The organism is Ruminococcus sp. CAG:379, assembly GCF_000434255.1.
Taxonomy (GTDB): domain Bacteria; phylum Bacillota; class Clostridia; order Oscillospirales; family Ruminococcaceae; genus Ruminococcus_F; species Ruminococcus_F champanellensis.
In genome coordinates this window covers 8,827-20,392 of the sequence record NZ_FR894813.1, presented here as the reverse complement: position 1 = coordinate 20,392, position 11,566 = coordinate 8,827, and the positions used below count along the sequence as shown (strand labels likewise).

9 protein-coding genes are annotated in these 11,566 nt (G+C 53.4%); 4 read left to right on the top strand and 5 right to left on the bottom strand.

Annotated features, from left to right (window positions below; all coding sequences use genetic code 11):
• Positions 1-161: 161 nt before the first annotated feature.
• From QVO51_RS01215 to QVO51_RS01195, 5 genes are all read right to left on the bottom strand, one after another.
• Positions 162-554, bottom strand: a complete 393-nt coding sequence (locus tag QVO51_RS01215; RefSeq protein ID WP_022356903.1) for a DUF4186 domain-containing protein — start codon at positions 552-554, stop codon at positions 162-164.
• A 62-nt stretch (positions 555-616) separates the two neighbouring features.
• Complete coding sequence (locus QVO51_RS01210; protein WP_022356902.1) at positions 617-1,993, bottom strand: DUF4340 domain-containing protein; 1,377 nt, start codon at positions 1,991-1,993, stop codon at positions 617-619.
• On the bottom strand, positions 1,990-3,456 hold the full coding sequence (locus QVO51_RS01205) for a GldG family protein (RefSeq protein WP_022356901.1): 1,467 nt from the start codon (positions 3,454-3,456) through the stop codon (positions 1,990-1,992). The genes QVO51_RS01210 and QVO51_RS01205 overlap by 4 nt, the downstream gene beginning before the upstream one ends.
• Positions 3,457-3,462: 6 nt before the next feature.
• Positions 3,463-4,194 carry an ABC transporter permease gene (locus tag QVO51_RS01200; protein ID WP_015558225.1) on the bottom strand — a complete coding sequence of 244 codons (732 nt, stop codon included), beginning with the start codon at positions 4,192-4,194 and terminating at the stop codon, positions 3,463-3,465.
• A 3-nt stretch (positions 4,195-4,197) separates the two neighbouring features.
• On the bottom strand, positions 4,198-5,244 hold the full coding sequence (locus QVO51_RS01195; protein WP_022356900.1) for an ABC transporter ATP-binding protein: 1,047 nt from the start codon (positions 5,242-5,244) through the stop codon (positions 4,198-4,200).
• A gap of 592 nt (positions 5,245-5,836) precedes the next feature.
• Here QVO51_RS01195 and QVO51_RS01190 point away from each other — a divergent pair.
• The 4 genes from QVO51_RS01190 to QVO51_RS01175 all read left to right on the top strand — a co-directional run.
• On the top strand, positions 5,837-8,257 hold the full coding sequence (locus tag QVO51_RS01190; protein WP_288167704.1) for a glycoside hydrolase family 48 protein: 2,421 nt from the start codon (positions 5,837-5,839) through the stop codon (positions 8,255-8,257).
• 166 nt (positions 8,258-8,423) lie between these two features.
• Entirely contained in the window at positions 8,424-9,788 is a 1,365-nt protein-coding gene (locus QVO51_RS01185) for a citrate/2-methylcitrate synthase (protein WP_022356898.1), read from the top strand.
• A 96-nt stretch (positions 9,789-9,884) separates the two neighbouring features.
• A complete protein-coding gene (locus tag QVO51_RS01180; RefSeq protein ID WP_022356897.1) occupies positions 9,885-10,751 on the top strand; it encodes a prephenate dehydrogenase in 867 nt (288 codons plus the stop codon).
• 1 nt (position 10,752) lies between these two features.
• A partial coding sequence (locus tag QVO51_RS01175) for a TolB family protein (RefSeq protein ID WP_288167703.1) occupies positions 10,753-11,566 on the top strand: 814 nt, incomplete at its 3' end.

Here is an 11,566-nt window from a genome sequence, read left to right as displayed (position 1 = left end):
CGCTCTTATTTAGGAAGACTCTTTATTCAATGCTATTACGCAGTCAGCCCGACGCTTGTCCGGGTGTTCGGACACTCCCACTCCTTCCGGCAGTTTTGGAGGAAAGTGCTGAATCCATTGCTCCGACGTCTGCAAGAACACGATGTGCCAGACTCGCCATATCAGGATCCGGAATGACTTGCTCCTTTGCCCCTCTGTTCCGCCTGATACTCCACCAGGATCCACGCCATCAGCAGGTTTACAATGCCCCGCTGCTCCTGTTCGGTCAGGGCTCTGCCCCGGGGGACCTGGTACCACTTTTCCAGGCATCCCCGGCAGCAGCAGGCACATGCATGCTGGGCCACGAACACCGGATGTCCACGCATGGGAGTCTGCTTCCCATCCTTTTGCGGATACGCCGGAGCCAGTCGCTTGGCAACAAACTCTGCCGCATGGCTTCGGATCACCTGCAATCCCTTCTGATCGATGTACGCCTTGTCCTGTTCTGACAGATGAAACCGGGCACGGAACGGGGACGTTTTCAGCCGTTCCAGCGCCGCCCGCAGCTTATGCATCTGCATCCCTCCCGAAGAAAACACCGCACAAAGCCTAAATCCGGCTCCGTGCGGTGCTATTTTTATTTACTAGCTTCCTGAATCTTCTTTTGCAGGGTCTCATAACTGGAGATGATTCCGCCGGTCACATTCAGAATCTTCTTCCGGGTCATAAAGTTGGTGTAAGTGCCGTTTTTCATGATCCAGTAGGTGGTATCCGATGCGGGGATCAATTCCACCCGGTTCACCTCGCCGCTCTGAAGCGTATAGGTGAAGCTGATCGCTGCTTCTCCCTCCGGCTTGGCATCCGGATCCACCTGGGACAGACCCATGGTTGCCACTGCCTGGTAGAAGTCCTGGAATGCCTGGGTCACCTCGTCCCCCATGTCGCTGATGTCCACCCCGTTGCAGTTGTATTTCTTGTTCTGGGTATCCAGCTCCAGCGTCGCCTGCACATCGTTGCAGTCCACAACCAGCTGCTTGACCGTGGAAGCATCCGGGTTGTACACATAGGGGTACGCCACGCTCAGCAGGTCATCATCCAGGAAGTTCAGCGCAGCCTTAGTCATGTAGAAGACCTGTCCGCTCTCCTGGAACATGCCGTAAATGGACACCTCGTTTTCTGCATTGGAAACCATCTTCCCCAGCAGGATCGTTGTCTCCTTGGCATTCGTCTTTGCATGGATCCGGTAGCTGGGCCGGTCCAGTCCATACTGGCTCAGATCGCTGGGGTTATTGTCCACAAAGGCAGTTGCAGTGGCACGCACAAAGGTATCCAGGATCTCGTTGATGTTGGAGGTATAGCCCTGCCACTGGATGGGCTGGTTGATGATCCACTGCATAGCTGCATCATGGGTCATGCTGTAGATCAGCTTGCCGTCCCGCTCCAGGGAAAATTCCGTAATCTCCGTGCTGTATGCATCCAGCAGATACCGGTTTTTCAACGTGTTCTTATTTGCCCGGAACACAGAGCCGGAGGTGTAGTCAATGGTATACACCGTGGTGGTACCCGGCAGCATTGCATAATAGGATTCATTGGTGGGTGTCGGATTGCCCACAAGCAGCTGATAGCTGTCCCCGGAATCAGTCACCGCCGTCAGCTCCACCGGATCAGACAGCCCGTAGGGGGAAAGATCCGTTACATCCTTGGCAATGGTTTTCACGGAGCTGAGATTGCACATATAGGAGCAGATAGCGGACACCGTATAGGGATTGGCAGTGAACTCGTCCCCGTCCAGCACCCAGGTCTGATTCTGGAACAGGAATCGGAAGGTACCTTCCTCATTTTGCACCGTCAGAGAGGCGGTGGCATCCCCGTCAAAGGAAATCAGACTCACCGGAGCCTCCTGCTCCTGCTTCTGCTTGGTCTTTTCCGCATTTTTCAGCCGCAGCGCCAGGTACCCGCCGGTCAGCAGCACCACTGCCCCTGCCAGCAATGCGATGATCTTGCCCTGCTTCATGAATTGCGCCTCCTTGCCCAGACTACAATGCCGATGGCTGCGATCACCAGAGGTGCAGCACCAAACACATACAGGATGGAGTTGGCTTCTGCCTCGCTGTTGAGGAGCATGTAATCATAGGTCTTTTCCTTGTCCGCAATGCTCATATCAATGTCACTGTTGTACATCCAGGTAATGGTGGACAGGAACAGGAAGGTGGGCACAGTCAGATACTCGGAGGAAACGTATTCATCCGAAATAAAGCTAGCGTCCCCGAATACTACGATCTTGGAATCGTTCCGGGTGGGATCCATGGCATACTCCGCCAGGATCATTTCCTGCCCCTTGGTTTCCTCCGGATCCTCATCAGTGCCGCCGTAAATCTCTCCAACAGCGGTATTGTTGGAAACCATCAGGGTGCCCAGGGTCAGCTCGGCATAGTTGGCGCCGAATACAGAATATAAGCTCCGGCAGTTGCGCATATAGGGAACCAGGGCGCTGTTCTGCAAACCGGAGGTCATATCCGGCTGATCCTCATCCGCCGGGGAAACCAGATTCACCATAAAGGTGTAGGGATCGTTGGAGATATGCTGGGAGGAATCCGTCTCATACACCCGGTCATAGCGCATTGCCAGACAGTACTCCAGCATCAGATCCTCAATGTTTTTGTACTTGACCTTTTCCGGATTGGGGGACATCAGAAAGCTGATGTTGCCGCCCTTATCCAGGAATGCCTGAAGCTTTTCCTTTTCTGCGGCTGTAATGTCCGTGGTGGGTGCAGCAATCAGCACGATGGCACAATCCTCCGGCACTGCATCAGCGGTCATCAGATTCAGATCAGCGGAAGTGTAGTTGTAATTTGCCAGGTTGGTGCAAAGCCGGGAGTAGCCCTCCTTGCCCAATTCCCCGTGACCGGTCAGGAAGTATACGCCGGGCATGGTGCCCTCGGACACGGTCTTGATGGCGCCGGTAATATAATTTTCACCCCGGAAGTATGCGGCAGTCACCTCTCCCGCATCGTTGTATTCATACTGATAGATCATCTTGCCGGGGATCCGCTTGACCATGTCCCCGCACTTGACCAGGAAGTCGCCCTCGGTCAAATTGAAGGTGCCGTCCGGATTCAGCTCGGTGAGCTTCTGGGGCTCCGTTTCCGGATCAAAGGTGATGAGATTGATGTTTTCATAGCTGTCATACTGGAGCAGCGCCCGGTACAGTGCAGAAGTCTCCGGCTCATCGGCGATTTTCTCCAACGGCTCCAGCAGGTAAATATCCACTGGCTTGTCCAGGGAATCCAGCAGATTTGTGGTGGCATCCGTCAGGGTATACAGCTTGTTGGGCGTCAGATCCCAGTTTACATCCAGCTGCTCCGCCAGCAGATTCAGCGGAATGGTCACTGCCAGTACCAGCAGCGCCATGACCCATGCCATCAGGGTATACTTTTTATTCTTCTGTGCATTTACATTGCTTTTTTTCAGTTCCATCGTCCATTACCCCCTGCTCCAGCGTCTTTTCTGAATCGCAATGCCCGTCCACGCCAGGAACAGTACGATCATGGAAATGTAGAAGATCAGATCCGACAAGCGGAACAGACCCTGTGAGAACATCACAAAGCGCTCCTCTGTGGAGAGCCAGTTCAGCACGGTGGAAACCACCGGCAGGTTGGAGAACAGTGCGGTGCTTGCCAGGTTATCCACAAAGATCAGCACGATCATGGCTGCTTCACCCAGCACTGCTGCAATGATGGGGTTGTCCGTCAGAGCAGACATGAAGATACCTACGGCGATACACACCAGACCCCAGAAGTAGAAGCCGATGTAGCCGCACAGCAGGTTGGACCAGATCACGCCTCCGTGCAGGGCGGTTACGATGGGGAAAAACAGGGACAGGAGCATCATGCACAGGAACACGAACGCCACACCCAAAAACTTTGCCAGCACGATCTTGGTGATGGACAGCGGAGAGGACATAAGCAGAACCTCCGTGCCGCCCTTACGCTCCTCTGCGAAGGTACGCATGGTCAGCGCCGGAATCATAAAGATAAAGTAAAAGAAGTTGTTGTAGAAGATGTTCGGGAACGAGAATTTAAAGGTGTTGGAGGACAGATCCGAAATGCCGGTGATAAAGCTCAGGGAAAACACCAGCAGGAACAGCGCACCGATGATGTACGCAAAGGGGGAAAAGAAGTAGGACTGTACTTCCTTTTTAAATAATGAATACATAGCTTATTTCTCTCCTTCCGCCGGGGTCTTGTTTTCCCGCTCTGCCGCAGCTTCGCTTTCCTTCCGGTCCATATCCTCGCCGATCTCGTCGAAGATCTCCTCCAGGGACTTCTTGCCCGTATTCTGTGCGGTCAGCTTGAGGAATACCTCCTCCAAGCTCATCTTGGAGGTGTTGACGCTCACAACGGAGCAGTCCGCCTCGATGAGATTTGCCAGGATCGCCTTGCGGACGCTGTCATCCCTGATCTCCACAGTAAAGGTATGGGTGCCGGTTTTGATGTACTCTGCGCTCTTGATGGCAACCACTCCGGGCACAGCCTGGATCAGCTGCTCCACCTTCGCCTTGTCCCCTTCTACTGTAATGGACAGGGACAGATTTGCCTGGATGCTGTTCTCCAGGTTTTCGATGGTGTCGATAGCCTTGATCTCGCCCTTGTTGATGATGACCACCCGTTCGCAGACAGCGCTGACCTCTGAGAGAATATGGGAGCTGAATATAATAGTATGATCCTTCTTCAGATCCAGGATCAGCTGCCGCACCTGAGCAACCTGGGACGGATCCAGCCCCACCGTCGGCTCGTCCAGGATCAGGATTTTGGGATTTCCCAGCAGCGCCTGGGCAAAGCCTACACGCTGCTTATAGCCCTTGGACAGGTTCCGGATCAGCCGGTGCTGCACATCCGTCAGCTTCAGCCGCTCCATAGCCTGGTCGATCTGGGCTTTCACGTCCTTCCGCTTGACTCCCTTGATGCCAGCCACGAACCGCAGATATTCCTTCACCCGCATATCCAGATACAGGGGCGGCAGCTCCGGCAGATAGCCGATGCGCTTTTTGACCTCCTCCGGCTGCTGGGCAATGTCAAAGCCGTCCACCACAACCGTTCCGGAGGAGGAGGGCAGATAGCCGGTGATCATGTTCATGGTAGTGGATTTTCCCGCACCGTTTGGCCCCAGGAATCCAAGGATCTCTCCGTCCTCCACCGTAAAGGAAAGATTTTTTACCGCAGGTATATTGCCATAGAACCGTGTCAGGTTTTTGATTTCAACCATTCCAATTCCCCTTTCAAAATTGTCCATGCCGCAGGATACCGGGTACGGGCATCGGGATGCAGCGTGGATTTTACCCGGCTGCAAGGCAAAAAAGCGGCAGAAACATTCTTAATTATTATCGCAAAAATATATGTACGGGTTATGAATATGCTGTAACCGAATCATGAATGTAAGGTAATTCTGACAATAATGCTACAAAACCGTGCTTATTCTACAAGCATTTTGTGTTGATTTTGTGTAAAAGGACTGAAGATTGCATGAAGTTGCAAAGCGGCTATACAAACTGTAATCAAGCAAGTGGCTCTCCGGCCAGTTCCAAAAGCAGTAAATAGCAAATTGCCCAAACGACCAGATTAAAACTTATGCAAACCGCCAAAATCATTTTGCCGGGTTCCGCATTTTATGTAAAGGGTTGACAAAGCAGATTCCTTTGTACTATAATTTGAGTGTGATTCAAGCAGGGGCGTTTTGTGTACATATGCGCCATGCGCCGAGGAAAATCCGCATGCACTGGAGGGTACACAAGTTTAAGAGAATGCGGTTTACACTGCAGGATCACGAAATCAAATTTTTTGAGAGGGGAAAAGAAAACATGGTATTCAAGAAGTACAAAGCAGTTCTTGCTGCTGCACTTTCCGCTGCTGTTGTTTCCAGCACCATGCTTCCGCTGGCTGCATCTGCTGCAGGCACCAGAACCAAGGATGAAGCATATGGCGATGAGACCTATGCACAGAGATTCCTGTCTCTGTACGATGACGTTGTAACCAAGGGTCAGGAAAACGGCTACCTGAGCAAGACAAATGTTGCATCTGGCGGCTTCGGTGTTCCTTACCACGCTGTTGAGACCTGCATCGTTGAGGCTCCTGACTACGGTCACGAGACCACTTCCGAGGCAATGTCCTACATCGTATGGATGGCTGCAATGAGAGATAACATTGCAAAGAATGTGGGCAGTGAGTACGGCGCAACCAACACCAATGACCTGGCTAAGGCATGGAAGACAATGGAGGTTATGATTCCTACTACCCAGACTGGTTTCTGGAGTAAGTCTTCCCTGAGTTCACAGTATAATAGGGAAGTACCGGATGATCCGACAGCTTACCCGGTACAGGCTGAAGCTTCTAACACAGGTTCCAACCCGATCCACAGCAAATTCACCTCTGCATACTCTAGCGACAATGGTCTGTACCTGATGCACTGGCTGGCGGACGTAGATGACTGGTATGGCTACGGTGGGGCATACGACAGCGGTTCCAAGACCCCGTCTACCACCGGTAAGTTCACCTTCATCAACACCTTCCAGAGAGGTAACTCCGAGTCCTGCTTTGAGACCGTACCGCATCCGTCCATCGAGACTCTGAAGTATGGTATGGAAAATCGTGGTATCAAGGGTGTATTCAACAACGATGCCAACGTTGCAGCACAGTGGTCCTACACCAACGCACCGGACGCAGAAAACCGTGCAATCCAGGCTATTTACGCAGCAAACAAGTGGGGCGTGGGCGACAGCTCCATTACCACACTTGCTGGTAAGATGGGTGACGAACTGCGTAACGACATGTTCGATAAGTACTACAAGGCAATCGGCTGTCAGAACAAGAACAGCCCCTCCACCGGTTATGACTCCTGCCACTACCTGATGGCATGGTACACTTCCTGGGGCGGCGCACAGGATGGCTCCTGGGCTTGGCAGATCGGCTGCAGCCACGCTCACCAGTTCTATCAGAGCCCGCTGGCAGCATACGCTCTGCTGTATGATACCGGCTTGAACTCTGCTATGAAGGCTGAGGGCGCTACCAAGGACTACACCACTTCTCTCCAGAGACAGCTGGAATTCTATCAGTGGCTCCAGTCTGCTGACGGTCCTTTCGCAGGCGGTGCAACCAACAGCTGGAACGGCGACTACATGACCTACACCTCCGGCGTACCCACATTCTATGATATGGCTTACGTTGAGCATCCTGTATATGCTGACCCGGGTTCCAACCACTGGATCGGCAACCAGGTATGGGCTACACAGCGTCTGGCTGAGCTGTACTACTATATAAAGACTGACGGAGATGCATCCAAGGGTGCTGTAAAGCCCGGCGGTCTGACCATTGAAGATACACTGAGCAAACTCCTCGACAGATGGGTCGCTTGGTTCATTGAGAATACTACTCTGACCGATGACGGCGATTACGCAATCCCGGCTACTCTGGATTGGTCCGGTCAGCCCGCTACATGGACTGGTACCTATAATGAGAACGCAAACTCTGGTTTGACCTGCACCATTACTGCAACCGGTAGCTCCGACTTGGGCTGTGTATCTTCTCTGGCTAACACCTTGATCTACTATGCGAAGGCTGTGGGTACAAAGTCCAGCGAGATCAGTGCTGATGCTACTTCTCTGGGCGGCAAGGCTCTGTACCTGGCACAGCAGCTCCTCGACAGAGAGTGGGAACTGGGTCGTGATGACATTGGTGTATCCAGACCTGAGCACAACGGAAGCCTTTCCAGAATGTTCACTGAGGAAGTTTGGATCCCCAGCAGCTACAACGGCAAGACTCCTTATGGCGATACACTGGCTAACGGCGCTACATTCAGCAGCATCCGTTCCATGTATCTGGAGGATGAGAAGTACATGGAGCTGAAGAACGCTTTCGACTCCACCGGTTCTACTGAGTCTGTTGAGCTGAACTACCACAGATTCTGGCACGCAGGAGATATTCTGATGGCTCTGGGTACTATGTACCAGCTGTATCCGGAAGTAACTCCTGGTGGTTCCACACAGGGTGGGGACGACAACCTGTATGGCGACGTTGACTGCAACGGCAAGGTTGAGATCAACGACGTTGTGCTCCTGTCCCGTTATGTAGCGCAGGATTCTTCCATTCCGAACCCGCCGTCCGCACAGGGTCTGAAGAATGCAGACTGCAAGTACGATGGCACCATCGATGCTGATGACATCACTGCAATTGCACGTTACCTGGCTCACCTGATTGAACAGTCCGAGCTGGGTCCGCAGAAGTAATTCTGTTTTGAATTGAATCATCCAAACCGGTCAGTTTCTTCGGAAGCTGACCGGTTTTGTTCTATCATGCACAAGTTGTATGACAAAAGGTTGACAGTCTCCCCGGTTTTGGTGTATAATAAATAAATAAGCATCCGACACCAATGACAGAAGGAAGGGGAATACAATGGGTAAGTATCAATCCATCGACCTGGACACAAAGATCAGCCAACTGGTGAATCTTTGCGAAAAAAATTACGACATCGACCCGGCGCTTTATCAGAAGTACGATGTAAAACGGGGTCTGCGTGACATCAACGGACAGGGTGTGCGTGCGGGTCTGACCAATATCAGCAACGTCAGCGCCACCGCCATTGTAGACGGGGAAAGCGTGCCGGCACGGGGCAAGCTGTACTACCGGGGCATTGACGTGGAACAGATCGTCAAGGGCTTCAGTGAGGAAAACCGGTTCGGCTTTGAAGAAACCGTATACCTGCTGCTGTTTGGGGAGCTGCCCACCAAAGAGGCCCTCCGGCAGTTTCAACAACTGTTGGTAGAAGCCCGTCCCCTGCCCACCACATTCACCCGGGATGTCATCATGAAATCCCCCAGTGACGATATGATGAATACACTGGCACGGAGTGTGCTGACGCTGTATTCCTATGATCCGAATCCCAACGATCTGAGCATTGCCAATGTGCTCAAGCAGTGCATCCGGCTGATCGCCCAGTTCCCGTCCCTGGCGGTATATGGGTACCAAGCATTTGAGTATTACAAGAATGACGAAAGTCTGTTCCTGCACCACCCCAATCCGGAGCTTTCCACAGCGGAAAACATTCTCTATATGCTCCGGCCGGACAGCAAGTACTCGGATCTGGAGGCAAAGATTCTGGATCTTGCCCTGGTGCTGCATGCGGAACACGGTGGCGGCAACAACTCCTCCTTTACGGTGCATGTGGTTTCCTCCTCCGGTACGGACACCTACTCCGCCATTGCGGCTGCCCTTGGCTCCTTGAAGGGTCCCAAGCACGGCGGTGCCAACATCAAGGTGGTGCATATGTTTGACGACATGATGCAGACCCTGCCGGACTGGACGGATGAGGAGGCTGTCAAGAACTACCTGCGTGCTCTGCTGCACAAGGAGGCCTTTGACCATGCCGGATTGATCTACGGCATGGGACATGCTGTATACTCCATTTCCGACCCCCGTGCCACCGTATTCAAGGGCTTCGTGGAAAAACTCAGTGAGGAAAAGGGCTACCAGAAGGAATTTGCTCTGTATAGTCTGGTGGAGCGGCTTGCACCCAGCGTGATTGCGGAGGAGCGCCGGATCTACAAGGGCGTCTGCGCCAACGTGGATTTCTACAGCGGCTTTGTATACCGGATGCTGGGACTTCCCTATGAGCTGTTCACACCTATCTTTGCCATCTCCAGAATCGCTGGCTGGTCGGCGCATCGGCTGGAGGAGCTGATCAACGCAAACAAAATCATCCGCCCGGCATACAAGGCGGTCAAGGATGAGATCCCCTATCAGAAGCTGGAGGATCGTTAACAGGAAGGCAGGGGCTTCGGTTCCTGCCTTTTCTGGCAGCAGCATCGAGAGACTTTGAACCGGTGCTGCATAAACTACACGAATTGGGGGCAAACAATGGAACAAATGAAGGTTCTGGTGGTGGGGCTCGGTCTGATCGGCGGCTCCATGTGTAAAGCCATGCGCCGGTTTACCAATCACCTGGTGTATGGCTATGACACGGACGGGGCTGTGCTGGAACAGGCAGTGCGGGACGGCGCCATTCTGGAGGCTGTCCCCAAAAGCGGCTTTCATGAATTTGACTTGATTATGGTGTGCCTGCATCCCCGGGCTGCCAGGGCGTTTTTTGACACCCACATTCCGGATTTCCGGCCGGGCGCCATGCTCACAGACGTATGCGGCATCAAGGGGGCTTTGGTAGAGCATGTGACAGAACTGGCAGCGGAATATGGGCAGCGGTATGTGGGCATGCACCCCATGGCAGGCAAGGAACGATTCGGCTATCCCTTCTCGGACGGCAGTCTGTTTCTGGGGGCAAACTGCATCATCACTCCCATCCCTCAGACCAGCAAGGAGGCTGTCTGCATTCTGGAACAACTGGTGCATGACCTGGGCTTTGCACATATTGTGGAAACCACGCCGGAGGGGCACGATGCCATGATCGCTTACACATCCCAGCTTGCCCATGTGGTGTCCAGCGCCTATGTGAAAAGCCCCACCCTGGAACAGGAGAACGGCTATTCCGGAGGCAGCTTTCAAGATATGACTCGTACTGCCACTCTGAACGAGGAAATGTGGGCGTCCCTGTTCCTGGAGAATCGCAAGCCCCTGCTGTTTGAACTGAATACCCTGATTGAAAACCTACAAGCGTACCGGGATGCCATTGACCGGGACGATTACACCACGCTGGTGGAACTGCTGCGGGATGGACGGATCCGCAAAGAGCAGAATCTGCTGAGCCATGCCAAGGACAGGAGGGAATGACATGCGGATCGGATACATCGCTGAAAAACAGCTCTATGTATGGGAGGACGGAAAGACAACTGCTCTGTCCAGCATTCGGTATCAGAACTACCTTGCCACCATGCAGAGCATTCACGATGCAAAGTCCTGGAAAACCAGTGGCACCGGTGCTATGTTTACCGGAGCTGTGGACAATGCGCCCGTGGATCCTGCACGGATCCACATGGGGTTGCACGGACTTGTGCCGGATCCGGCAGGCATGCTGTATGCCGTAGAGCTGGACGAGGTAGGCGGCTTGTATCGCCGGGATCTGGATCCGGCAGCCAAGGCGGAAGGGCATGTGCTGACCCGGCAGAATCTGCACTTTGGCGGCATGGATCGGCGAGGTCAGCAGCTTGCCATGTGCATTGGAAGCGATCCCATGATGTTGCATCTGAGCATTCTGGATCTGGATGACAACGAGGAAACGGATATTACCGATGGAGACACTACGGAGTGTCATCCCAGCTGGTCTCCGGACGGCAGCCGGATTCTGTGCAGCAGTGCCGGATACGCCCGTTCTGATTCTGGTGGCATTGTCAAGCTGGGACCTTACGAGATCCTGGCATATGCGCCAGCCGCCGGGAGTCTGGATACCCTGTGCAGCAATCCGGCTTATGATTACCTGGTTCCCCGGGAGGCACCGGACGGTGCCCTATACTGCATCCGACAGCCCTATGACGATGGGGAGAAGCATGACAATCTGCTGAAGGATATCGTGCTGTTCCCGGTTCGGATCGTAAAGGCCATCGGGGGACTGCTGAACTATTTCTCTATGCGGTACGGCGGCGAGCCGC

Bases quoted from the DNA above. Each gene is read 5' to 3' on its own strand.
- QVO51_RS01215 (WP_022356903.1), bottom strand. From the start codon at position 554: ATGCATAAGCTGCGGGCGGCGCTGGAACGGCTGAAAACGTCCCCGTTC.
- QVO51_RS01210 (WP_022356902.1), bottom strand. From the start codon at position 1,993: ATGAAGCAGGGCAAGATCATCGCATTGCTGGCAGGGGCAGTGGTGCTG.
- QVO51_RS01205 (WP_022356901.1), bottom strand. From the start codon at position 3,456: ATGGAACTGAAAAAAAGCAATGTAAATGCACAGAAGAATAAAAAGTAT.
- QVO51_RS01200 (WP_015558225.1), bottom strand. From the start codon at position 4,194: ATGTATTCATTATTTAAAAAGGAAGTACAGTCCTACTTCTTTTCCCCC.
- QVO51_RS01195 (WP_022356900.1), bottom strand. From the start codon at position 5,244: ATGGTTGAAATCAAAAACCTGACACGGTTCTATGGCAATATACCTGCG.
- QVO51_RS01190 (WP_288167704.1), top strand. From the start codon at position 5,837: ATGGTATTCAAGAAGTACAAAGCAGTTCTTGCTGCTGCACTTTCCGCT.
- QVO51_RS01185 (WP_022356898.1), top strand. From the start codon at position 8,424: ATGGGTAAGTATCAATCCATCGACCTGGACACAAAGATCAGCCAACTG.
- QVO51_RS01180 (WP_022356897.1), top strand. From the start codon at position 9,885: ATGGAACAAATGAAGGTTCTGGTGGTGGGGCTCGGTCTGATCGGCGGC.